The sequence below is a fragment of the Pseudomonas sp. FW300-N2F2 genome (genome assembly GCF_017351655.1).
Taxonomy (GTDB): domain Bacteria; phylum Pseudomonadota; class Gammaproteobacteria; order Pseudomonadales; family Pseudomonadaceae; genus Aquipseudomonas; species Aquipseudomonas fluorescens_AA.
The window spans coordinates 2437558-2460764 of the sequence record NZ_JACNDQ010000001.1; the positions used below are offsets into that span (position 1 = coordinate 2437558).

The following is a 23207-nucleotide window of genomic DNA, read 5'->3' on the forward strand; positions in this document are numbered from 1 at the left end:
CGAACGCCAAGTGGCTAATTAGAGTGGCTAACCGTACGGCTGCCGACTGCCATGGACATCCAAATGAGCGATTTATCCCTGCTGCTTGCCTTCATCGCTGCTGCGTCAGTGCTCACTGTGACCCCGGGGGTGGACACAGCCATGGTGCTTCGCGCTGCAGCGACCGGCGGTCGACGTTCGGCGGCGATGGCTGCTATCGGTATCGTGCTCGGGTGTCTGGTGTGGGGAGCCGCGGTGTCACTGGGGCTCGGTGCCCTGTTGCAAGCTTCGGAGTGGGCTTACCTTGCGCTGAAAATTGTCGGTGCCGCGTATCTCGTCTGGTTGGGTGTAAAACTGCTGCTGCGGCCTAGGGCGACGCTGCAAGGGCAGGGGAACGAGAACATGGCGGCCTCTGCCCGTGGCGCCTTTATTCGCGGTTTATTGACGAACCTGCTGAACCCCAAGATAGGTGTCTTCTACATCACGTTCCTCCCCCAGTTTGTTCCGAGTGGCGCGAGCGTGGCCAGTTACTCCTTCTTCCTTGCGGTGTTACACGTGCTGTTGACGCTGGCCTGGTTTGGCATTCTGGTAGCGGCTACGGTGCCGTTGAGCAATTTCCTGAAACGCCCGGCGGCCCTGAAGGCGCTTGACCGACTCACGGGCGGTGTTTTTGTCGCGTTTGGGCTCAAGTTGGCTGTTTCCAATCCGGCTTGAGCCCAATACCGCACTTCGGCGCGAGAGACTCTCGGCCAAATCACTTGCTAATCGGGTTGGCGTCTTCAAGGTCTACAGCACCAACCAGACTGAAATCGTGTTGGGAGAGGACGACAAGCACCTCGACTTCCGGTTATCGATCCTGTGTGCTGGAGAGGCCGAGCCAGAAGGCAGTCGCCAACGGGTTTTTGCAACCGTGGTCCAATGCCACAACCGGCCCGGCCGGGCCTACATCTTCGTTTCCGCGATTAGCTTACGAGATGTTCGCGCTCTGCGTGATGTTGCGCGGGGGAGGCGCATTACCTTCGCTGTTGCTAGGCGCGGATTTCGGCTTCCTGGCATCGGTCAGTTGATAAGCGATCGCCAACCAAATGAACCATCCTGGCATGACCAGCAAGGCAATACGAGTGTCAGGTCTCAATGCCAGCAGACAAAGAACAAAGCCCAGAAACGCCAGGGAAAACCAGGCCATTGGCACGCCGCCAGGCATTTTGTAGGCCGATTTGGCATGCAGCTCAGGTCGCTTTTTGCGGTAGGCGATATACGAGGCCAGGATGGTCGACCAAGTAAAAATCACCAGGATGGCCGACACAGTAGAAACAATGGTGAATGCGGTCATCACTTCAGGAACGATGAAAAGCAACAACACGCCCACCAGCATTAGCAGTGTGGTGAACGCCAGGCTCAGCAGAGGCACGCTATTGCCCGACAGACGTCGGAAAATCCCTGGGGCGTTGTCCTGATTGGCCAGGCCAAACAGCATGCGGCTAGACGAAAATACGCCACTGTTGGCCGAGGACGCGGCAGACGTCAGCACCACAAAGTTGACGATGCCTGCTGCTGCGGGAAACCCGGCCACCAGGAACAGCTCGACGAAAGGACTTTTGTTGGGTGAAACCTGTTGCCAGGAAGTCACTGCAATGATGCAGGCCAGTGCCAGCACATAAAACAGGATGATTCTCAGCGGAATCGAGTTGATGGCTTTCGGCAGGGTCTTCTCAGGGTTGCGGGTTTCGGCGGCTGCGGTACCAATCAGTTCGGTGCCGGCAAAGGAGAAGATTGCCATCTGGAAACCGGCAAAGAAACCGAACAAGCCGTTGGGAAAGGCGGCTTGTTTATCCAGCAGATGGCTCAGAGAGGCAGTGACACCGCTGGGTGAGACAAAGGAGCTGGCAATCAGCACCAGGCTGACGCCAATCAGGGTGACGACGGCAATGATCTTGATGATCGCGAACCAGAACTCTATCTCGCCAAAAAGCCTGACCGTCAGTACATTCAATGCGAACAGCGTCATCAGCATACCGATGGCCGGTATCCAGGCGGGTACATCGGGGAACCAATACTGGAAAAATCCGCCGACAACGACGGCGTCGCCTATCACCGCAACGCTCCAGCTCAACCAATACGACCAGCCAAGAAAGAATGCCGCGCGTGGGCCAAGGTAGGCACCGGCAAAGTCTGCGAAGGTTTTGAAGTTCAAGTTGGAGAGCAGCATTTCGCCCATGGCACGCATGACGAAATAAACAAACAGACCGATGATCATGTAGATGAGGATGATCGACGTGCCAGAGAGGGCGATGATCTTCCCGGAACCCATGAACAGGCCCGTACCGATGGCACCTCCCATGGCCATTAATTGAATGTGACGGTTGCTGAGCGTGCGCTGCAGCGCGGGCTGTTCAGTCAGCCCTGATGGGATTGATTTCATTACAAAACCTCTTGATTTTATGTTTTTGAGTTTTGGCAGAAAGGTGGATGTCTTGCGTACTTGTTAGGGATGCAACGGCTATTGACGGTGGTGGTTTGCGGACGGCGAGATTTGCCGCGTACTCGCAGGGGTGAGTTGCCCCTTGGCACTTTGCCCAGGGGCATCACCTATGGCTTTCAACTCACTGCGCGCGGGCGTGAAGGGGCGATCGCTGGTTGCCGATCGAGAATTTGGTAGAGGTCTTTTATGTTGGCGGGTGTCGGCACGAGATGGATGCGCTCACCGATTGCATGCTCCTGCGCCAGGTCCAGCATGTAGCGCAGCGACGAAAAGTCTTCGAGGGCAAAACCCACCGAATCGAACACGGTGACCTGTGCGTCGTTCTCGCGGCCCTGGATTGCGCCCTGAACAATCCGGAAAAACTCGACGACGGGGAAGTCGGCTTCCAATTGCTGGATATCACCCTCGATCCGGGTCTGAGGTTCAAATTCAACGATGACCCGGGCATTGCGCAAGATCTCGGCGTGCAGTTCGGTTTTCCCCGGACAGTCCCCACCTACGGCATTGATATGCATGCCGGGTTCGATCATCTCGGGCGTCAGAATCGTTGCATAGGCTTTATCGGCGGTGACCGTGGTGACGATGTCTGCGCCCTTGACCGCTTCCTGAGCAGAGCTGGCCAGAATCACCTCGAGATCCGGGAATGCGGACAGGTTGCGCTTGAGCTTGAGCGAGGCGTCACGATCGATATCGAATATCCGCAGTTCCTTGATAGCGAGCATTTCATGGAAGGCGAGGGCCTGGAATTCGCTCTGGGCGCCATTGCCGATGATTGCCATGCTGCTTGCATCTGGACGCGCCAGGGACTTCGCGACCAAGGCCGAGGTCGCTGCGGTGCGCACCGCGGTGGTCAGCGTCAGTTCACTGAGCAGGGTTGGATAGCCACTGTGGACATCGGCCAGGACACCGAAGGCCATGACCGTCAGCAGGTTGCTTCGACCGTTGTCCGGATGGCCATTGACGTATTTGAACGAGTACTGCTGGCCATCGTCGGTCGGCATCAACTCGATCACACCGTTGGCCGAGTGATTGGCGGTGCGGGGCGATTTATCAAACTGCGCCCAACGTGAATAGTCAGCTTCGATGTAATCGGCCATTTCGCGGATTGCCCGGCGGATGCCCACCGTGGCGAACAGGCGTGCGGCATGATCGACGTCTATAAAAAGAGTCATGTTTTTATTCTCCGGTTCAGTAGTAGCAACGTTGCGGGGCAGGGGACGGTTCAGGTGCGCTTGCTCTCGAAACCATGCAGCACATTGACTGCATTGATTCCGATTTCATCGACCATATAGCCGCCCTCCATCACGAACAGAGTGGGGCAGCCCACACCCGCTATCAGCTCGCCGATGCCGATGAAATCGTCGCTTTCCAGCAGGAAGTGGCTGATGGGGTCGTCCTTGAATGTGTCGACGCCGAGTGAAATGACCAGCACTTCAGGGGCGAATTGCTGAAGTTTCTTGCAGGCGTGGAGCAGGGCATTGCGATAGCTTTCCCAGGTGGTGTTTTTCGGCAACGGGTAGTTGAGGTTGTAACCTTCGCCCTGGCCGGCGCCGACTTCGTGACTGAAGCCTGAGTAGTACGGATAAGACACCGTGGGTTCGCCGTGCAGCGACACGAACATGACGTCGCTGCGCCCGTAGAAGATGTTTTGAGTGCCGTTGCCATGATGGAAATCGACGTCCAGTACCGCGACACGTTTCGCGCCTTGAGTGATGGCCTGTTGTGCGGCAATGGCCGCGTTGTTGAGGTAGCAATAGCCGCCCATGTATTCACGTGCTGCGTGATGCCCAGGCGGGCGGCACAGGGCGAAGGCACTGTCGTGGCCTTCATCGATCAGCGCCAGGCCGGTGAGGGCGATGTCTGCGCTGGTCTTTACCGCTTGCCATGTGGTCGCGGTAATCGGGGACCCGGCATCCATGGCGAAGAAACCGAGTTTTCCGTCGATGAAAGTCGGGACTTGATCGTTGGACAAATCGCGCACTGGCCATACCAGCGGCAAGGCATCGTGAGTACGTCCGGTCGCACACCATTGTGACCAGGCGCTTTCAAGGAAACTGACGTAGCGCTCGCTGTGCGCATTGACGTAGCACGCCCGGTCAAATGCTCGTGGTTCGACGATCTGGCCAAGGCCTACCTGCTTGACCCGATCATGGACAGTGTCGGCCCGGCTGGGTTGTTCGAACGACGGCTTGAGTACGCCGTCTTTCAATTCGGTGCCATGGTGCAAACGATGGGAATCACTGAAAACTGTAAACATTCTGCGCATCCGTCAATTCGAAACAGTGCAAATATTCTGTTCCGCTACGCAGGCGCTTTCTTTGCTTTATATTCGCAGTCTGCTAGATTTTTCGGGTGTTTTTACTCAGGAATTGCGAAATGCAGAAAAAATCATCCAAACGCATCAGTCTCGACGAGACTGACTTGGCGATACTCAAGTTGCTGCAAGATGATGCGAGCATTTCCAACGCCGAGCTCAGTGAGCGCCTGTCGTTAAGCCTCACGCCTTGCTGGCGACGGCGCAAGAGGATGGAGGAAGCGGGCGTGATCAAGGGCTATCAGGCCAACCTTGATCGACGAATGCTGGGGTTGGATATCATGGCGTTCGTGCACATTCGTTTTTCCACCCACGCCGATCACGCGCCTGACGCCTTCGAGGCGGTGATTGCGCAATTGCCTGAAGTGTTGTCTTGTCACAAGATCACCGGGGATGCCGATTACGTGCTGCAAGTGCTGGCAGAGGATCTTGATAGCTACAGTGACTTTATCGAGCAGGTGCTACGGCGCCAGGTGGGTATTGCCTCGATCCAGTCCAGCCTGGCCTTGCGCGAGGTCAAGACCAGTAACCGCATAGCGATACCCAAATCCAGCAGGGACTAAAGCCTGATGCCGCGCTCGCCCAGCCGGGTGTCGTAGTCGGTTTGATCGTGTAGGGCGCTCGGTTGGCTGAAATCCTCCACGGCCGCGAGCGAAGCGGGCGCGTTGCGACTATGCTCATTGCCACTGCAGGCAATGTATTGGTTTCAATGATCGGCCGCCAAGGGAAGGAGTCTGTATGTGTCTGGTTCTACATGTCCGGTTCTATTGTTGGAATGACCGAATGAGCAATCTGGCAACAGGTGTCCATCGGCGCATTTTGATCCCTGGGCGACCCATCCTCAATTCGTGAGCATGTGCGTGAGACTTTTGGTCTGGCCGCTAGAGGCCGCCCGACTACGAGCTCAAGTTGAATGCCTGCTCCAATTTCACAGGGCCGATGATCTTCAATCTGCTGGCCGACTTCTCCAAACCAGATCAAGCAGTCGATCCAGGCTGTCGACAGGTGCAGGTGGATGACTTTTGGTAAATCCCAAGGACGATGGAGAACAACATGAACACCAAACCGATCCACAAAATCTTGTGGCGCCTCGCTGGCTGCGTGACCGGGCTGGCGATGGTTGCTGCCAATCCAGTCCAAGCTGCCGACGGCGGCATCGCCGGCGGCCCTACCGCAAGCCATAGCATTGCTTTCAGCAATTCCTACGCGGGCAGCGATTTCCGCAAGGTGATGGTGCGCAACTGGCAGGAGATTGCGGCCCAGGCGCAGAAGGATGGCTTGATCCGCGAGGCTCCGGTGGTCAGCGCGAACAACTCGGCGTCGGAACAAGCGGCCCATATCCAGGACCTGGTCGTCAAGGGTGTGAACGCCATCGTCATCCTGGCCGCGTCCGACACAGCCCTCAACGGGGTGATCCGCGACGCCTGCAACGCCGGCATCGTGGTGGTGGTCATGGCCAGTCTCGTCACCGAAAGCTGCGTCTATACCGTGGATTACAACTGGTCCGCCATGGGCCGCGTGGAAATGGATTATATCGCCGAGCGCCTCAAGGGGAACGGAACGCTGCTGGAGATCCGCGGCATTGCCGGCGATGCCACCGATAAAAACATCAGCGACGGCATTCGCAAGGCCGCCAGCGACTATCCGGGCCTGAAGTTCGCCAAGACCGTCTACGGCAACTGGACCGCTTCCGTCGCACGCAAGGAGGTGGCGCTGGCGCTGCCGTCGCTGCCCAGCATCGATGCCGTCGCGACCCAAGGGGGCGACGGCTATGGCGCGGCCATGGCGTTCAAGGCAGCAGGACGCCCTTTGCCGATCATCGTGATGGGAAATCGCCAGGACGAACTGGCCCTGTGGAAACAGGAGCGCGATGCCAATGGCTACGAGACCGTCTCGGTCTCCGCCTCCCCAAGCGTCTCCCAGGTGGGGTTCTGGGTGGCCCAGCAGATTCTGGCGGGCAAGCAGGTGCCGAAGTTCGTCGAAGTGCCACTGGTGCGTATCGATGGGAAAGACCTGGACGCCTGGCTCGCCACCATGCCGGTGGGCGGCGCAGCCAATCCTTCCTATGACCAGGCTTCCGTTGTGGCGATGATCGACGCGGCCATCAACAATACGGCGCCGCCGACGCCTTTGCCGGAGGTGACGAAACAGTAGTGGCGGACGGGGGGCGCGGCGCCATGTCGACATTCAAACCCGCCACGGACAGGCCCATTGCCGTCAGGATCGGCCTGGCGGTCGCCGCCCTGGTGTTCCTGATGCTGGCGGTGTCGCTGGTGAACCTCTACGGCCTGCGCGGGATGGTACGTGCGGTGGATTCCGCCAGCCATTCCGCGGAAATTCTCGCCTCGGTCAACGGTGCCACCGGACGGGTGGAGAACTTCATCGCCACCCGCGACCAGGAAAGCCTGTCCCAGGCCGAAGGCATGGTGGCGACAGCTATCGCCGGTCTCTCGGCCATTGCGGTGGCAGAGGCGCAATCGCTCAAGGGCAGTCTGGAAAGGCTCGCGACGGCGATCGCCGCCTTGCGGGCGGCAAGCCTGGCCATGGATGGCGAAACGGAGAACATGACAGCCCACTACAGCCGGATGCGAGAGGCGACGATCCTCGTCGAACAGGGCATCGCCGATGGGTTGAAGGGGCTTGGGTCCCGCACCGCTGAGCACGAGGCGCGGGTGAGCGACATCGAAAGCGCCCATCGCATCCTGGATATCCTGCGCAACGGCGAACGGATCATCACTGCCAATGTGGCCAGGATGCTGGTGACCGGTGACGGGGCGGCCGCCACTGCGGCGCGGAACGCCAGCGCGGCACTCCGGCCCGTGGTCGAGCAATTGCGCGAGTTGATGGGGGCACCGCAGGAGAGAGAGGCCCTGGACCAGTTGGCCACGGCGCTCGACGCTGCCAGCTTAGCGGTCGAGCATCTTGGTGAGGCGCCCAGGCTCCGGGGAGGCGAGGCTTTGCAGTATCTCGCCGCCGTCGGGGAGACGGCCGAGCGCCTCGAGACAATGTTGGGGGAAGTGGAAGGGCACGTTGTCCATGACGCCAGCGACATCCAGGCCGCAACCGGTTTGCTGCAAAATGCCGCCGCGTTGTCCAAGCGTTTCGCCGAGCGTGTTGCCACCCTTGAGGCGCAGACCTTGTCGTTTCGCCTGTCACCGTCGGCCGAGGTCGCCAGCTCTGTCGGCCACATCCTGGACGAGCTATCCCGACTCTCTCGGGTTCTCCCGGCGTCCGTGGGGCTGCAGGCCAAGGCTACGCCCCTGACGGTCAGCGAACAGATCGCCGGCTACCGGGCGGCATTCGCCAGGTTCCATCAGGCGAGCAACGCCTTGAGCGACGCGCGCGACCAGGTTCGCAACGAGGCACGGAGCGCCGGCCTGTTGGTGGCACGCTTCGCAGGTCAAGCGCGCTCCGACGCCTTGGTCCACAATGATCGCGGCATGCTTGCGACGATCGTTGCAGGGACCGTCGCCATCCTGCTGGCCGGCGCCATCGCCTGGAGCACATCGCGATTTGTCGCGCAGCCCATCGTGGCCCTGGCCTCGGTCATGCGCCGGCTTGCGGCTGGCGACCTGAACGCCGAGATCGCCAGCGCCGGCCGCGGCGACGAGATTGGAATCATGACCCGCGCCGTACGGGTGTTCCAGGAGAATGCCCTGCGCATCCGGGTGTTGGAGGCCGAGGCCGACGCCGAACGACAGCAAGTCCAGGCCTCTTTGGAAAGAATGGTCGCCGAACGGACCGACACGCTGCACCACCAGACCGAGGTGCTGGAGGCGCAGGCCATCGAACTCATTCAGGCGCGCAACCAGGCCGAGACGGCTAACCAGGCAAAGAGCGATTTCGTGGCCACGGTCAGCCACGAACTGCGCACCCCCCTGACCCTCATTCTCGCCCCGCTGGAGCAGCTCTCGGCGGCGTCCATCCCGCCGGCGGACTGGCATGTGCAAATCGACCGCGCCCAACGCAACGCGTTGCGCTTGATGAACCGGGTGAACGACATCCTCGATTTCTCCAAGGCCGAAGCGGGCAAGTTCGAGTTGTGCCCAACGCCCATTGATTTGAACAAGGTGGTGGGCGTGCTGGCCGAGGACGCCGCCATGGTGGCCGAGGGCAAAGGCTGCACCTTGACCTGCAGCATCGATCCCACGCTCGGCACGGTGTTCCTGGACCCCCAACACTTCGAGAAGATTCTTCTCAACCTGGTGAGCAATGCCATCAAGTTCACACCGGCTGGCGGCACCGTGCACCTGGCCGTCACGCCGCTCGATGGCGAGCGATTTGAACTCGCGGTGCAGGACTCGGGGATTGGCATCGCGCCTGACAAACTGCCGCTGCTGTTCCAGCGTTTTTCCCAGATCGACAATTCCGCCACGCGTCACTACAGCGGCACAGGCATCGGTCTCGCCCTGGTCAAGGATCTGGTCGAATTGATGGGGGGTGAAGTCGGTGTCAACAGCGAGCCCGGACGGGGTTCGTGCTTCTTTGTTCGACTGCCGCTGGGGACCGAGCCAAACACCGTGCCGACCGAAGCCAGCACGATGCACGAGCGATCGTCATCGAGCACGACAAGCACAACCGAGCAGCGTCACCTGCGTTTCGATGACGGTCGCCTTGGCAGTCGCAACGACCGGGCTTCGATCCAAGGCGCAGACGACGAGCAGCCCCCGGAACTTGCCTCGCGATCCAGAGTGCTGGTGGTCGACGACAGCCCGGAAATGCTGGGCTATCTCAGCGAGCTTTTGCGAGACGATTACATCGTCGCTACCGCAACCGATGGAGAGCAGGCCTGGGCGCTGCTGCAGCTTCGACCCATCGATGTCGTGGTTTCGGATGTGATGATGCCGCAGCTCGACGGTTTCGGCCTGACAGCCAGAATCAAAGCCAGCGCCGGTTTTGCTCATTTACCCGTGATTCTGGTGACCGCCCGTGGCGGTAGCGAGGCCTGCGTCTCCGGGCTGGAGAGTGGTGCCGATGACTACATCGCCAAACCCTTTTCGCCGCTTGAACTCAAGGCTCGCGTACGCGCGGCGCTGCGCATGAGCCAGGTGCAAACCGAACTGCATGCAAAATCCCGTCAGGCGGGCATGGCCGAAATCGCTACGACGGTGCTGCACAACGTCGGTAACGTCCTCAACAGCGTGAACGTATCGGCAGAACTGGTCAGCAGCCAGATGCGCACCTCCAAGGCCCAGGGGCTGGGCAAGGTGGCTCAACTGATGAACGAACACGTCCATGACCTGAGCGATTTTCTCACCAAAGACCACAAGGGAAAGATGCTGCCCGACTACCTGCTCAAGCTGGCGGGGGTGGTGGCGGCAGAGCAACAGAGCATCATCGAAGAACTCGGGCAACTCACCAAGGGCATTGACCACATCAAAACCATTGTCGCAGCCCAGCAGTCCTATGCCGTTGCCGTCAGTATTGTCGAGACCGTGCCGGTCGCAGAGTTGATCGACGATGCCTTGCGCATGAGTGCTGGATTACTGGCGCGCCAGGAGGTGACGATGGTCAAGGACATTGCCGACTTGCCCCTGCTGCCGTTGGACCGGCACCGGGTTCTGCTGATTCTGGTGAACCTGATCGGCAATGCCAAGCAGGCGTTGGACGGTGTGATCGATCGCAGCCCATGCGTCACGTTCAGCGCGTCCCTCGTTGACGGGGCCGTATTGCGCATCACGGTGGCCGACAACGGCAATGGGATTGCGCCTGAGCACATGAAACGTATTTTTTCCCATGGTTTCACGACGCGCAAAGACGGTCACGGTTTTGGCCTGCACAGCTGTGCGCTGGCGGCGCAGGAAATGGGGGGCAGCTTGTCCGTGCACAGCGACGGGGTTGGACAGGGCGCAACCTTTACCCTTGATATTCCTCTTGATGCTTCGCTGAGTAAGCGATGAATACCGAACCGATGCCTGCTCGGTCTGATTGGAGCCTCAAAGGGGAATGTGGGTGGTCGACAAGACTTGGCGCAACCCCATGAACGAGCGAATCTGGCGAACCCCGGGCAGGTAAAGCAGTTGCTCCGCGTGGAGCCGGTTGAAGCTGTTGCTGTCCTTGGTTCGTATCAACATGAAGTAGTCGAACTCCCCCGTCACCACATGGCACTCCATGCAGCCGGACACTTTTTGTGCGGCCGCCTCGAATGCGGCGAAGGATTCCGGTGTGGAACGGTCCAGCACCACGCCGATCAAGACCACCATCCCCGCATCCAGCGCTTCATTGTCCAGCAGTGCGACGATGTCCTTGATCAGGCCGACCTGCTTGAGTCGTTCGACACGCCTGAGGCAAGCCGGGGCACTCAGTTTCACTTTTTCTGCGAGCGCCACGTTGGAGATGGAGGCATCTCGTTGCAGGACCTTGAGAATCGCGCGGTCGGTTCGATCCAGTGGCTGCGGCACCGGGGCCGTAGTGGCCGACTTCTTGTGAGTGTTTGTTGCTTTCATGTCGAATTCCACGCATTAAAAATATGTTTTATGTGCTTTCATGGAAATTATGTTTTTCCAAGTGGTAGAAACTTGCAACACATATTTTTCGAATTCTTCTTAATATTGAACTCATCGAAGCCCCTCCTGAAAGAGCCTGGAATGTGGCCTTTCACTTTCGGTCCGGCGCTTGGATATCCAATATCGAGGAGCAGAGTCATGAACCTGAATCGTTTTAAACGTTATCCGTTGACCTTCGGTCCTTCTCCCATCACGCCCTTGAAGCGTCTCAGTGAACATCTGGGTGGCAAGGTCGAGTTGTATGCCAAACGTGAAGACTGCAACAGTGGCCTGGCCTTCGGCGGGAACAAGACACGCAAGCTCGAATACCTGATTCCCGAAGCGATCGAGCAAGGCTGCGATACCCTGGTCTCCATTGGTGGCATTCAGTCGAACCAGACCCGCCAGGTCGCTGCAGTCGCTGCCCACTTGGGCATGAAGTGCGTGCTGGTGCAGGAAAACTGGGTGAACTATTCCGACGCGGTGTATGACCGGGTGGGCAACATCGAGATGTCGCGCATCATGGGGGCTGACGTACGACTGGACGCAGCAGGTTTCGATATTGGTATCCGGCCAAGTTGGGAAAAGGCCATGAGCGATGTCGTGGAGCAGGGTGGCAAACCGTTTCCGATTCCGGCGGGTTGTTCCGAGCATCCCTATGGCGGCCTCGGGTTCGTCGGCTTTGCCGAGGAAGTGCGGGAGCAGGAAAAACAACTGGGCTTCAAGTTCGACTACATCGTGGTCTGTTCCGTGACTGGCAGTACCCAGGCCGGCATGGTCGTCGGTTTCGCCGCGGACGGCCGTTCGAAGAATGTGATCGGCATTGATGCCTCGGCCAAGCCAGAAAAAACCAAGGCGCAGATTCTGCGTATCGCCCGGCATACCGCAGAACTGGTGGAGTTGGGTCGCGAAATTACTGAAGAGGACGTGGTGCTCGATACGCGGTTTGCCTATCCGGAATACGGTTTGCCTAACGACGGTACGCTGGAAGCCATTCGCCTGTGCGGCAGCCTGGAAGGTGTGCTGACCGATCCGGTGTACGAAGGAAAATCCATGCACGGGATGATTGAAATGGTCCGTCGTGGCGAGTTCCCCGAAGGCTCGAAAGTGCTTTACGCGCACCTGGGCGGGGCGCCTGCGCTGAATGCCTACAGCTTCCTGTTCCGCAACGGCTGATTCACGGCAATGACCTGTAGGCGGCGCCTGCTCACGAAGCGGTGGGGCAGTTGGCATTCATATTGAATATCACGGCCTCATCCTCGGATCGCCGCTCGGAGCGAGCGCTGCAACCCAACCGCTGGGAGTACCGCCATGCATGCGATATCGCAATCCGCAGTCTGGATCAAGGAACCTTCGGCGGATGCCGGGGTGGTCATCGTGACCAGCGCCGCGCTGCCCAAGTACATGATCGACAAGCTGCACGTGACGATAGATGACTGGGACCAGGTGGCTTATCTGGCCGTCAAGCAATCCGAGGCGTTGCTGGTCGACTGGTTGCGGGTCGGGTCCAGCCCGGAGCCGTCTACCGGGGGCGACACGTGTTATGCCAGCCAACTGTTGCGCTGCGTCCCCCACGGCAGCTTTTTACTGGAAGTCGGCACGGTGCCTGGCCTGACCTGGCTGGGATCCGTCTGCGGTCATCCGCTGCGCGTCGTCGAACTGGGAACGATAGCCTCATCCACTGCGGCGATGGATCGACAGGTGGAAGAGGTGCTATCGGCGACCCGGAGTCTGGCCAAAAGCGTGCTGCAGGCGCGCGGCGTCATTTAACCCAGTCCTCGTCAATCGCCTGTTGAAACCAGAAAGGCAACGCTTATGAGCCGAACCGCCGAGGGGCGTGTCCACGCAATGAGGTGGATGCGCGAGCCGTCCAGTTGTACGCGTATCGTGGTCATCGTGAGCGGACTCGATAGCGATCATATTGATTTGATCCATCAGGGGTTCAGCTGTTTTGACAATGTGGCGCTGATCCATGTCGATACAGTGAACCCCGTGAATGGCAAGCTGGTTGGCGTGCAAATGGCCAAGAGTGACTACTGTTTTGTGGTGCTCGGTGAACTGGATGAGCACGTCTTGCACGACCTTTCCATTGGCCAGCCATGCCTCTACCCGGTCGCACCAGACGAGGCGGCCGAGCGCTCCGTCATTGCCGCGGTAGAGCAAGTCAAAAGCCTCGCCCGAGGAAGCCATTCGCGCCACCTCGGAGCGATATCCGACACCTGCAGGAGTTGCCTATGAACCTGTCCAATCCCCATGCCCAATGGCCGGTCCAGGCTGTTGAGGATGAAGAAATGGCCGAGTGGCGCGAGGCCTTGCTGTCGGTCGCAGCCCACGGTGGCACGGACCGGGCCAAACAGATCCTCGACATGCTGCTGGCCGTGGCAAGCACTTCGGCCATCGGCTGGCGGCCCAGCCATGGCACCCCTTACATCAATACCATCAGCGTTGAGCAGCAACCGGTGTTTCCCGGGGACCTGGCCATCGAGGAGCGTCTGGCATCGATCATGCGCTGGAATGCCCTGGCGATGGTCGCCCGGGCCAATCACGCCTATGGGGAGTTGGGCGGACACATCGCCAGTTATGCCAGCGCGGCGGATCTGTTTGAAGTGGGCTTCAATCACTTCTTCAAGGCGCGCACCCCAACCGGTGGCGGTGATCTGGTGTTCTACCAGCCGCACTCGGCGCCAGGCGTCTATGCCCGGGCGTTCCTCGAGGGACGCCTGGAAGAAAAGGATCTGCAGCACTATCGACAAGAGATCGGCGCGCGCGCCAATGGCGCCCGGGGGTTGTCGAGTTATCCGCATCCCTGGTTGATGCCGGACTTCTGGCAGTTCCCGACGGGCTCCATGGGGATCGGTCCGATCAGCTCGATCTACCAGGCGCGTTTCATGCGTTACCTGGAGCACCGCGGCCTGCAAAAGACCTCGGGGCGAACCGTCTGGGGGGTGTTTGGCGACGGTGAAATGGATGAGCCGGAAAGCATGTCGGCGCTGACCCTGGCGGCGCGCGAAGGGCTGGATAACCTGGTCTGGGTGGTCAACTGCAACCTCCAGCGCCTGGACGGCCCGGTGCGTGGCAACGGTCGCATCATCGACGAGCTCGAGGCGTTGTTCGGCGGCGCGGGCTGGAACGTGATCAAACTGGTGTGGGGTTCCGACTGGGACAGATTGTTTGCCCGGGATAAAGACGGCGCGTTGGTCCGGGCATTGTCGGCCACGGTCGATGGCCAGTTCCAGACGTTCGCGGCCAAGGATGGGCGCTTCAACCGTGAGCATTTCTTCGGTCAGGACGAAGCTCTGGCGGATTTGGCCCACGGCCTGACCGACGAGCAGATCGACCGGCTCAAGCGCGGTGGTCATGACCTGGTGAAAATCTTTGCCGCGTATCAAAGCGCAATGCTCGAGGGCAAGAGACCTACGGTCATCCTGGCCCAGACCAAGAAGGGCTTCGGCATGGGCGACGCCGGGCAGGGCAAGATGACCGTGCACCAGCAGAAAAAGCTCGATAATGAGGCGTTGATCGCGTTCCGCAACCGTTTCAACCTGCCGTTGACCGATGAACAGGCCACCTCCCTGAGCTTCTTCAAGCCGAGCGATGACAGCGCGGAAATGCGCTACCTGCATGCACGCCGCCGGGCGTTGGGCGGTTACATGCCGGCGCGACCTTCGGCCAGCGAGTCATTGGCCGTACCTGATGTAGACAGCTACGCCGGGTTTGCCATCGCCGCCCAAGGCAAGGAAATGTCCACCACCATGGCCTTCGTGCGGATGCTCAGCGGCTTGCTCCGGGACAAGCAACTGGGCCCGCGCATTGTGCCGATCGTGGCGGATGAAGCGCGTACGTTCGGCATGGCCAGCCTGTTCAAGCAGATCGGCATCTACTCCAGCGTGGGGCAGCGTTATGAGCCGGAGGACATTGGTTCGATCCTCAGTTATCGGGAAGCCCTGGACGGGCAGATTCTCGAAGAGGGCATCAGCGAGGCCGGCGCCATCAGTTCCTGGGTTGCAGCGGCGACCAGCTATTCGGTGCATGGTTTGCCGATGCTGCCGTTCTACATCTATTATTCGATGTTCGGCTTCCAGCGCATCGGCGACTTGATCTGGGCGGCGGCGGATCAACGGGCCCGCGGTTTTCTGCTTGGTGCCACCGCAGGCCGCACGACATTGGGTGGCGAAGGCCTGCAGCATCAGGACGGCAACAGTCATCTGATGGCGGCGATGGTCCCCAATTGTCGGGCTTACGATCCGGCATTCGCCGGCGAGTTCGCGGTGATCCTGGATCACGGCATGCGCCAGATGCTGGAGCGCCAGGTCGACGAGTTTTATTACGTCACCCTGATGAACGAGAACTACCCGCAGCCCAACCTTCCTGAAGGTGTCGAACAGGCCGTTATCAAGGGCATGTATCTGTTTGCCCGGCATGAAGTCGAGGATGCCCGTGGACGTGTTCAGTTGTTGGGTTCCGGCGCCATCCTGCGCGAAGTGATTGCCGCCGCCGAGTTGCTGGCCAGCGATTGGGGGATCGACAGTCAGGTCTGGAGCGTTACCAGCTTCACCGAGTTGGCACGTGATGCTCGTGAAGTGGAGCGCTGGAATCGACTGCATCCCGGACAACCTGCCAAATGCAGTCATGTTCGGGAATGCCTGCGCGACTCGGCGCCCATCATTGCCTGTACCGATTACGTACGCGCCTTGCCCCAGTTGATCGCCAGCTATCTCGATGGCCCCTACACGGTGCTCGGCACCGACGGGTTTGGCCGCAGCGATACCCGCAGCCAACTGCGCAGGTTCTTCGAAGTGGACCGCCACCAGGTCGTCTTGAGTGCGCTGACCTCCCTGGTGCGTGAGGGGCGTCTGGACGCCAGTGCCTGTGCCGAGGCCATTGAACGCTACGCCATTGACGTTGATGCCGTGGCCCCTTGGGACGCTTGAGGCCGCTTCATCCTGTGGGAGCGAGCCTGCTCGCGAAGGCGGTGGTTCAGTCACAGGGATGTTGGGTTTGCTGGCCTCATCGCGAGCAAGCTCGCTCCCACAGGTTTTTGTGTCGTGTGCGGATGCTGTGAACACCCGCGAATCCATGTGGGAGCGAGCCTGCTCGCGAAGGCGGTGGTTCAGTCACATGGAGGTTGGGTTTGCTGGCCTCATCGCGAGCAAGCCCGCTCCCACAGGTTTTTGTGTCGTGTGCAGATGCTGTGAACACCCGCGAGTCCATGTGGGAGTGAGCCTGCTCGCGAAGGCGGTGGTTCAGTCACATGGAGGTTGGGTTTGCTGGCCTCATCGCGAGCAAGCCCGCTCCCACAGGTTTTTGTGTCGTGTGCAGATGCTGTGGGTACCCGCAACCCCCTGTGGGAGCGAGCTTGCTCGCGATAGCGGTGGTCCGGCTACATAGAGGCTGGACGTGTGTCCTGCTCTTGTTCTTGCTTTGGACTTTGATCTCGACGCCCCGTTATCTCAACTGCTCTCGCCAACAGCCAGGATGGTCGCCACCAACGCCTGGGCGCGAGGCACCAGCGTGTCCAGTTCCAGATATTCACGATCGGTATGGACTTTGCCACCCACCGGCCCGAGGCCACACAGGGTTGGAATGCCCAGGCTGGCGGTGAACCCGGAGTCGGCACAACCGCCGGTGAACTCGCCTTCGACGCTGAAACCCAGTGCCAAGGCTTTTTGTTGGTAGATGTGCAGCAATCGTTCGCTGTGACGGGCTTCCATCGGTAGAAAAGTGGTCGCTTCCTTGAGGATGGCATGGGTGCCGATCAGTTCTTCTTCGGCGACGATGGCCAGGATTGCCGTAAGGATTTGATCCCAGTGCTTGAGTTCGATGAAGCGTACATCCAGCCGGGCCGAGGCGCTCGGTGCGACGGTGTTGCTGGATGTGCCCCCGGATATCAGGCCCACATTAGTCGTGATGCCTGCCGAGTAATCAGTCAAGGCATGGAGCTTGACGATCTTGCGTGCCAGGGCCTCGATGGCGCTGGCTCCGTCGGCATGGTTGACCCCGGCATGCGCCGCGCGACCGAAGACTTCGATGATCAGCGTGGCGCCGCCTTTGCGCGCGCTGACCACGTTACCACTGGCCCGGCCGGGTTCGGTATTGAGCACGGCGCGGGCAGCACGGGCGGTGTGTTCGATATGGGTCCTGGCGCTGCCGGAGCCGATTTCTTCGTCACCGGTGTAGAGGACCTGCACCGGATAGGGCAACTGGCCGGCGCGCTTGAGTGCCTTGAGCGCAAAGCAATTGAGCACCAGGCCGCCTTTCATGTCGGCGACGCCGGGACCATGGGCGAGGTTGCCATCGCGGCTGTAGCCGCGCGTCGCGGTGGTGCCTTTGGGGAACACCGTGTCGCGATGGCCCAGCAGCAACACCGGCTTTCCAGGTTCGCCTGGCACTTCGGCGAGTAGCACGTCGCCAAAATCATCGACCGGCATGCGCTTGAGCAGGATTCCGTCGGCTTCCAGTTCCGCCGCGAGCAGCGCGCCCACCGCGTCGACGCCCGCCTTGTCATAGCTGTTGGAGTCGGTGTCGACGATACGCTGCAGCAACGCTTCCATGGCGGGGCGCTGGTCGGCAAGCCAGTCCAGCGCCTGTTGTGGCGTGGCATTCATTGCGCCTGCTCCCGCAACTGATGTTCCTGGGTCAGGCGTGCCCCGTCGTTGCCCAGGTCCCAGAACAGCCCGGCCATGATTTGCAGGCTTTCCTTGACCACCGGTGCCAGCAAGTGCTCGTTTGGTGCATGTTGCGAGCAGGCCGGGTACGAGTGCGGCACCCACAGTGTTGGCAGGCCGAGCACGTCAGCGAACACATCGTTGGGCAGCGAGCCACCGAGGTTTGGCAGCAGCGCGGGTTTTTTGCCGGTGGTCTGGGCCAAGGAACTGAGCGCCCAATTGACCCACGGGCTTTGCGGGTCCAGCCGAGTGGCATGCATCACCTCGACGTGGCTCTGCTTGACCTCGACATTGTTGAAACCATGAGCATCCAGGTGGGCACGGACAGCCGGGATAAAGGTCGTGTAGTCGCTGTTCACCACGAAACGGATATGGCAGTGGGCATTGGCCTTGCCGGGGATCGCATGCACGGGGGCGTCCGGGTTGCCGGTCTTGAAGGCGATGACGTCGAGGGTGTTCCAGCCGAACACCTTTTCGCTCAGGGAGAGCTCGGGGTTACCCCAGTTGGCGTCGATTTCCGGATCGCCCGGTCCTCCACCCACCTCAATATCGGCCAGTGCCTGGCGAACCGGTTCAGGCAGTGTCTCGGGCATCAGGCCCGCCACTTTCACCCGACCGTGCTCATCGACCATGCTCGCGATGGCATTGGCCAGAATGATCCCGGGGTTGGCCAGCAACCCACCCCAGTTGCCAGAGTGATGGGCGCCTTCACGCAGATTGACCACCAGCTCGAAGTTGAACACCCCCCGTGAGCCGAGAAAAATCGTCGGTCGTGATGCCGCCAGGCGTGGGCCGTCCGAGGCGATGAAAATATCCGCCGCGAGCTCTTCGCTGTGCGCGGCACAGAACGCGTTCAAGCCCGGCGAGCCTTCTTCTTCGCCCATTTCCAGCAGCAACTTGACGTTGAACCCCAACTTGCCGTCGCGAGCCTTGAGCGTTTGCTCCAGCGCGGTCAGGTTGATCAGGTGCTGGCCTTTGTTATCCGCCGTGCCGCGGCCGTACCAGCGATCGCCCTCGGCAATGACTTGCCACGGCGACAGGCCTTCACGCCATTGGGCTTCATAGCCGCGCACCACATCACCGTGGCCGTAGCTGAGCACGGTCGGCAGTTCCGGATGCTCGATGCGTGTGGCGATCATGAAAGGACCGCGCTCTGCCACCGGGTTGTCATAGATCTTGACGCTGAAGCCCATCGCCTCGACATGCGGGGTGATGAACTCATGGAGGTAGCGATACAACTCGGGCCGGCTGTCCGTTGCCTGGCTTTCGGTGTGCAAGGCGACGCTGCGTTCGAGCAGATTGAAAAATGCGCCGTTGTCAAATTGCGCTGTGGTGTTGCTGATGGCAAGTGAACGACTCATGAGTGGACAAGCTCCAGTGTTTGGGCGGGACTGTCGTGAAGGTGGCAACGCACGTTGCCGCCGATAATCGGATCATTGGCCGGGTAGGCCGTTTTGCAGGGGGCGAAGCAGCTCGGGCAGCGCGGGTGGAAAGCGCAGCCGGACGGTGGTGACATCGGATTGGGAAAGGTGCCGTGCAGGCCGATTTCGGGAATGCCCAGGCGCGGATCGGGTGTGAGCACCGAATCCAGCAAGGCGCGGGTATACGGGTGGCCGGGTTCAGCGAACAACGATTCGCGAGTACGTTCTTCGACGATGCGCCCCAGGTACATCACCGCGACCCGGTCGGCGAGGTGTTCGATGACCGCCAGGTTGTGGCTGATCAGCAGATAGGTCAGGCCGAATTCGCGCTTGAGGTCTTGCAGCAGGTTGAGAATCTGCGCCTGCACCGACACGTCCAGCGCCGAGGTGGGTTCGTCGCAGATCAACACGTCAGGGCGCATGATCAACGCCCGGGCAATGGCCACCCGTTGCCGCTGGCCGCCGGACAGTTGGCTCGGATAGCTGTCGATGACCCGCTTGGGCAGACCGACCACATCGAGCATCGCTTCGGTCTTCTTGCGCCGCTCGGCGGGGCTACCGATGTCATGCACGATCAGCGGCAGGGTAATGATTTCGCGCAGTGTCTTGCGTGGGTTCAGCGAGGAGTATGGATCCTGGAATATCGGCTGGATGTGCCGGGCCATTTCCTTGCGATCCGTCGCCGCCAGATGTTTGCCATTGACCAGCACATCGCCGCTGGTCGGCGCCAACAGACCGAGCAGTAGCTTTGCCAGGGTACTTTTTCCGCAACCGGACTCACCTACCAGGCCGAGGGTCTCGCCACGCATCAGGCGCAGGGAAACACCATCCACGGCTTTCAGGATGGCGGCGGGTTTGAAAAAGCCCTTGTTGATCCGAAACTCGCGACGGATGTCACACAGTTCCAACGTGATGTCTTTTTTCATGACCTTGCGCGCTCCAGAAGGCGAATCGGTGCCGGTGCCGGTGCGGCGAACAGGCAGCGCGCCATGTGTCCGTCCTGCTCGACTTCGCAGATGTCTTGCGCGCAGGCCGGTATCGCCTGGGCGCAACGATTGCGGAACGCGCAACCGTGCTGTTCGCCCACCAGGCTGGGCACCAGGCCTGGAATTGAACCCAGGGCCTCGCCCGGTTTGGTCTGTCCAGGGATTGGAATACTGGCCAGCAGACCACGGGTGTACGGATGCTGCGGGTTCTCGAACAGTTGCAGGGCAGGGGCGGTTTCGACGATTTCCCCGGCATACATCACCGCGACCCGATCGGCGATCCGTGCCACCAGCCCAAGGTCGTGGGTGATGAAGATCACCGCCAGGCCGAGCTCTTTCTGAATGTCGCGGATCAAGCGCAGGATCTGCGCCTGGATGGTCACGTCCAGGGCCGTGGTGGGCTCATCGGCGATGATCAGGTCCGGTTCGCACATCAACGCCATGGCGATGATCACCCGCTGGCGCAAACCGCCAGACAGTTGATGCGGATACTGACGCAAGCGCTCGGTGGCATTGCTGATACCGACTTTCTCCAGCATCCGCCCGGCGCGAACCAGGGCATCCTTGCGCGACACCTTGCGATGCTGAGTCAGCACTTCGCTGAGCTGATCGCCAATGCTGTAGGCCGGGTTCAGCGAGGTCATCGGTTCCTGGAAGATCATCGCCAGGCGGTTTCCGCGCAGGTCGCACATGTGCCGTTCGCTCTGGCCGATCATGTCGATACCGTCCAGTGTCAGCCGGGACGCGGTGCGTTTGGCCTTGCGTGGCAACAGGTCCATCAGCGCCAGCGACGTCAAGGATTTACCGCAGCCTGATTCGCCGACGATGCACAACATTTCACCGCGTTCGACTTCAAAGCTCAGACCGCGCACGGCATGCAGCATGTCATCCGGCGTCGGGCTGTTGCCCATGGGGATGTCCACGCGCAGGTTTTCAACATGGAGTAGTGCCATGTTCGGTACCCTCTATCAGTAAGGCCGTCTATCAGTTGCGGCCGTCGGGCAGGATCAGATCGCGCAGACCATCGCCCACCAGGTTGATGCCCAGCACCAGAATCATCAGGGCGACGCCAGGAATGGCGATGACCCACGGGGAAAAGAACATGTAGGGTTTGCCTTCGGCGATCATCAAGCCCCAGGACGGCGTCGGCGGCTGCACGCCAACCCCAAGGAATGACAGGGCCGACTCCAGCAGGATCGCGTGGGCCATTTCCAGCGTCGCGACGACGATCAGTGCGCCGACCAGATTGGGCAGGATTTCACTGACCAGAATGCGCAGGGTCGAGCAGCCCAGCGCCTGGGCCGACGCCACATATTCAGCATCGCGAATCTGTTGCACCGAAGCCCTGACCACCACCGCGAAGCGATCCCATAACAGGCAGCCGAGCAGCACGATCACCACTTTCAGCGAGCCGCCCATCAACGAGGCCGAGGCCAGCGCGACCATCACGACCGGCATCGCCAGCCGAGTGGTGATCAGGTAGCTGATGAGCGCATCGACCTTGCCGCCGTAGTAACCCGCCAACAGCCCCATGACAGTGCCGATAAAGCCGGAAATCAACGCCGCCGCAATGCCGATGAACAGTGAGATACGTGCGCCGTAGAGCAATCGCGACAGGTAGTCTCGGCCCAGTTTGTCGGTGCCGAGGGCGTACTCCCAGGTGCCGTTGGCCATCCATACCGGCGGTTTCATGCGCAGCATCACGTCTTGTGCATAAGGGTCGTAAGGTGCCAGCCACGGGGCGAACAGTGCGCCGGTGAAGATGATCAGCAACAACACCGCGCCGATGGCGAAACCACGATGGCGGAAGCTCTTGCCAAGTACTCGGCTCAGGCTGCTGGGTGGTGGCAGGTAATCATTGATCGCGAGGGTAGTGGGGGTGCTCATATAAGCCTCCTAGCGCACGCGAATGCGCGGGTCGAGCAGTGCGTTGAGCACATCGGCCAGCAAGGTGAGGATGATGTAGATCACCGCAATCAGCAGGACCACGGCCTGTACCACCGGAAAGTCGTCACGGGCGATGGCATCCCAGGCGAGTTGTCCGATGCCTTGCAGGGAGAACACGGTTTCGATCACCACCGAACCGCCGAGCATGAAGCCGAACTCCACCGCCGCCAGCGCGACGACCGGAATCAAGGCGTTGCGCAGTGCGTGCTTGAACAACACGCGGGCAGGGCGCAGGCCCTTGGCGCGGGCCGTGCGGATGTAATCGGAACTGAGCACATCAAGCATGCCTGCACGGGTCAGGCGCATGATCGCGGGCGTCGCGTAGTAGCCCAAGGCAATGGCCGGCATGACGAAGTGCAGCAGGGTCGAATTGCCGGACACCGGCAGCCACTTGAGCGTCACCGCGAACACCACGATCAACATCAACGCAAACCAGAAACTTGGCATCGCCTGGCCCAGCACCGCGATGCTCAAGGCCAGTCGATCAACCCAGGTGTCGCGCTTGACCGCCGCCAGTACCCCCAGTGGGATTGCCACCAGCAAGGCGATGCCCAGCGCCAGGGCACCTAACCCGAGGGTGATCGGCAAGCGGCTGGCGACGAGGTTGTAGACCGATTCCTGAAAGAAAAACGAGTTACCCAGGTCCAGCCGCAGCAAATCGCCCAGCCAGTTGAAGTACTGGGTCGGTAGCGGTTTGTTCAAACCGTATTGCACGCGGATCTGTTCGATCTGTTCGCTGGTGGCTTCCGGTCCGCCAATGGCCGTGGCCAGGTCGCCGGACAGGTGCAACAGGGAAAAGCTGATCACCGACACGGTAATGGCCACGCAAATAGCGATGCCCAGCCGGCGCAGAAGGAATCCAAGCATGGCAAGTTTCCTCATATCCAATGGATGGCATGTGTGAGGAGGTATCCGTGGTGCGGGTTGG

17 protein-coding genes and 4 pseudogenes are annotated in these 23207 nt (G+C 60.3%); 11 read left to right on the plus strand and 10 right to left on the minus strand.

Annotation, left to right across the window (positions count from 1 at the left end):
- Window positions 1–63: 63 nt before the first annotated feature.
- Window positions 64–693 (plus strand): LysE family translocator, encoded by a 630-nt coding sequence (locus J4E63_RS10695; RefSeq protein WP_207281923.1) that lies wholly within the window; start codon window positions 64–66, stop codon window positions 691–693.
- Window positions 694–733: 40 nt separating this feature from the next.
- Window positions 734–940: pseudogene (locus J4E63_RS10700) on the plus strand (DUF2867 domain-containing protein); the annotation flags it as partial.
- A 6-nt stretch (window positions 941–946) separates the two neighbouring features.
- Here J4E63_RS10700 and J4E63_RS10705 read toward each other — a convergent pair.
- From J4E63_RS10705 to J4E63_RS10715, 3 genes are all read right to left on the minus strand, one after another.
- Entirely contained in the window at window positions 947–2401 is a 1455-nt protein-coding gene (locus tag J4E63_RS10705; protein WP_207281924.1) for an amino acid permease, read from the minus strand.
- 176 nt (window positions 2402–2577) lie between these two features.
- Entirely contained in the window at window positions 2578–3633 is a 1056-nt protein-coding gene (locus J4E63_RS10710) for an ornithine cyclodeaminase (protein WP_207281925.1), read from the minus strand.
- Between the two features lie 50 nt (window positions 3634–3683).
- Complete coding sequence (locus tag J4E63_RS10715; RefSeq protein ID WP_207281926.1) at window positions 3684–4718, minus strand: histone deacetylase family protein; 1035 nt, start codon at window positions 4716–4718, stop codon at window positions 3684–3686.
- 119 nt (window positions 4719–4837) lie between these two features.
- Here J4E63_RS10715 and J4E63_RS10720 point away from each other — a divergent pair, with 119 nt between their 5' ends.
- The 5 genes and pseudogenes from J4E63_RS10720 to J4E63_RS31240 all read left to right on the plus strand — a co-directional run.
- Window positions 4838–5338, plus strand: coding sequence for an Lrp/AsnC family transcriptional regulator (locus J4E63_RS10720; RefSeq protein WP_092168820.1), 501 nt, complete (start codon window positions 4838–4840; stop codon window positions 5336–5338).
- 490 nt (window positions 5339–5828) lie between these two features.
- Entirely contained in the window at window positions 5829–6929 is a 1101-nt protein-coding gene (locus tag J4E63_RS10725; protein WP_207281927.1) for an ABC transporter substrate-binding protein, read from the plus strand.
- A 1286-nt stretch (window positions 6930–8215) separates the two neighbouring features.
- Window positions 8216–9268, plus strand: a pseudogene (locus tag J4E63_RS31230) (sensor histidine kinase); the annotation flags it as partial.
- A gap of 210 nt (window positions 9269–9478) precedes the next feature.
- A pseudogene (locus J4E63_RS31235) lies at window positions 9479–9814 on the plus strand (response regulator transcription factor); the annotation flags it as partial.
- A 519-nt stretch (window positions 9815–10333) separates the two neighbouring features.
- Window positions 10334–10675 (plus strand): annotated as a pseudogene (locus J4E63_RS31240) (ATP-binding protein); the annotation flags it as partial.
- Between the two features lie 36 nt (window positions 10676–10711).
- Here J4E63_RS31240 and J4E63_RS10735 read toward each other — a convergent pair.
- Window positions 10712–11221 (minus strand): Lrp/AsnC family transcriptional regulator, encoded by a 510-nt coding sequence (locus J4E63_RS10735; protein WP_060742855.1) that lies wholly within the window; start codon window positions 11219–11221, stop codon window positions 10712–10714.
- Between the two features lie 198 nt (window positions 11222–11419).
- Between J4E63_RS10735 and J4E63_RS10740 the strand changes: the two genes are divergently transcribed.
- The 4 genes from J4E63_RS10740 to mdeB all read left to right on the plus strand — a co-directional run bounded on the left by J4E63_RS10740 (window position 11420) and on the right by mdeB (window position 16191).
- The gene (locus tag J4E63_RS10740; RefSeq protein ID WP_060742854.1) at window positions 11420–12436 is read left to right on the plus strand and encodes a 1-aminocyclopropane-1-carboxylate deaminase; all 1017 of its coding nucleotides are present in this window, start codon (window positions 11420–11422) and stop codon (window positions 12434–12436) included.
- Between the two features lie 135 nt (window positions 12437–12571).
- Window positions 12572–13030 (plus strand): transketolase, encoded by a 459-nt coding sequence (locus J4E63_RS10745; RefSeq protein WP_207281929.1) that lies wholly within the window; start codon window positions 12572–12574, stop codon window positions 13028–13030.
- Window positions 13031–13075: 45 nt separating this feature from the next.
- Complete coding sequence (locus J4E63_RS10750) at window positions 13076–13498, plus strand: hypothetical protein (RefSeq protein ID WP_207281930.1); 423 nt, start codon at window positions 13076–13078, stop codon at window positions 13496–13498.
- A complete protein-coding gene (gene mdeB, locus J4E63_RS10755; RefSeq protein ID WP_207281931.1) occupies window positions 13495–16191 on the plus strand; it encodes an alpha-ketoglutarate dehydrogenase in 2697 nt (898 codons plus the stop codon). The genes J4E63_RS10750 and mdeB overlap by 4 nt, the downstream gene beginning before the upstream one ends.
- 519 nt (window positions 16192–16710) lie before the next feature.
- Here mdeB and J4E63_RS10760 read toward each other — a convergent pair.
- From J4E63_RS10760 to J4E63_RS10785, 6 genes are read right to left on the minus strand one after another with little or no spacing between them, the layout of a single operon-like run.
- Window positions 16711–17865, minus strand: coding sequence for a M20 family metallopeptidase (locus J4E63_RS10760; RefSeq protein WP_207281932.1), 1155 nt, complete (start codon window positions 17863–17865; stop codon window positions 16711–16713).
- Complete coding sequence (locus J4E63_RS10765; protein WP_207281933.1) at window positions 17862–19286, minus strand: M20 family metallopeptidase; 1425 nt, start codon at window positions 19284–19286, stop codon at window positions 17862–17864. Before J4E63_RS10765 ends, J4E63_RS10760 begins: the two co-directional genes overlap by 4 nt.
- Window positions 19283–20272: an ABC transporter ATP-binding protein gene (locus J4E63_RS10770; RefSeq protein WP_192260639.1), complete on the minus strand. Its 990-nt coding sequence runs from the start codon at window positions 20270–20272 to the stop codon at window positions 19283–19285. The genes J4E63_RS10765 and J4E63_RS10770 overlap by 4 nt, the downstream gene beginning before the upstream one ends.
- Window positions 20269–21285 (minus strand): ABC transporter ATP-binding protein, encoded by a 1017-nt coding sequence (locus tag J4E63_RS10775; RefSeq protein ID WP_207281934.1) that lies wholly within the window; start codon window positions 21283–21285, stop codon window positions 20269–20271. Before J4E63_RS10775 ends, J4E63_RS10770 begins: the two co-directional genes overlap by 4 nt.
- A 31-nt stretch (window positions 21286–21316) precedes the next feature.
- Complete coding sequence (locus tag J4E63_RS10780) at window positions 21317–22219, minus strand: ABC transporter permease (RefSeq protein ID WP_207281935.1); 903 nt, start codon at window positions 22217–22219, stop codon at window positions 21317–21319.
- A 9-nt stretch (window positions 22220–22228) separates the two neighbouring features.
- Entirely contained in the window at window positions 22229–23146 is a 918-nt protein-coding gene (locus J4E63_RS10785; protein WP_092165408.1) for an ABC transporter permease, read from the minus strand.
- Window positions 23147–23207 lie beyond the last annotated feature (61 nt).

Bases quoted from the DNA above. Each gene is read 5' to 3' on its own strand.
- J4E63_RS10695 (WP_207281923.1), top strand. From the start codon at position 64: ATGAGCGATTTATCCCTGCTGCTTGCCTTCATCGCTGCTGCGTCAGTG.
- J4E63_RS10705 (WP_207281924.1), bottom strand. From the start codon at position 2,401: ATGAAATCAATCCCATCAGGGCTGACTGAACAGCCCGCGCTGCAGCGC.
- J4E63_RS10710 (WP_207281925.1), bottom strand. From the start codon at position 3,633: ATGACTCTTTTTATAGACGTCGATCATGCCGCACGCCTGTTCGCCACG.
- J4E63_RS10715 (WP_207281926.1), bottom strand. From the start codon at position 4,718: ATGTTTACAGTTTTCAGTGATTCCCATCGTTTGCACCATGGCACCGAA.
- J4E63_RS10720 (WP_092168820.1), top strand. From the start codon at position 4,838: ATGCAGAAAAAATCATCCAAACGCATCAGTCTCGACGAGACTGACTTG.
- J4E63_RS10725 (WP_207281927.1), top strand. From the start codon at position 5,829: ATGAACACCAAACCGATCCACAAAATCTTGTGGCGCCTCGCTGGCTGC.
- J4E63_RS10735 (WP_060742855.1), bottom strand. From the start codon at position 11,221: ATGAAAGCAACAAACACTCACAAGAAGTCGGCCACTACGGCCCCGGTG.
- J4E63_RS10740 (WP_060742854.1), top strand. From the start codon at position 11,420: ATGAACCTGAATCGTTTTAAACGTTATCCGTTGACCTTCGGTCCTTCT.
- J4E63_RS10745 (WP_207281929.1), top strand. From the start codon at position 12,572: ATGCATGCGATATCGCAATCCGCAGTCTGGATCAAGGAACCTTCGGCG.
- J4E63_RS10750 (WP_207281930.1), top strand. From the start codon at position 13,076: ATGAGCCGAACCGCCGAGGGGCGTGTCCACGCAATGAGGTGGATGCGC.
- mdeB (WP_207281931.1), top strand. From the start codon at position 13,495: ATGAACCTGTCCAATCCCCATGCCCAATGGCCGGTCCAGGCTGTTGAG.
- J4E63_RS10760 (WP_207281932.1), bottom strand. From the start codon at position 17,865: ATGAATGCCACGCCACAACAGGCGCTGGACTGGCTTGCCGACCAGCGC.
- J4E63_RS10765 (WP_207281933.1), bottom strand. From the start codon at position 19,286: ATGAGTCGTTCACTTGCCATCAGCAACACCACAGCGCAATTTGACAAC.
- J4E63_RS10770 (WP_192260639.1), bottom strand. From the start codon at position 20,272: ATGAAAAAAGACATCACGTTGGAACTGTGTGACATCCGTCGCGAGTTT.
- J4E63_RS10775 (WP_207281934.1), bottom strand. From the start codon at position 21,285: ATGGCACTACTCCATGTTGAAAACCTGCGCGTGGACATCCCCATGGGC.
- J4E63_RS10780 (WP_207281935.1), bottom strand. From the start codon at position 22,219: ATGAGCACCCCCACTACCCTCGCGATCAATGATTACCTGCCACCACCC.
- J4E63_RS10785 (WP_092165408.1), bottom strand. From the start codon at position 23,146: ATGCTTGGATTCCTTCTGCGCCGGCTGGGCATCGCTATTTGCGTGGCC.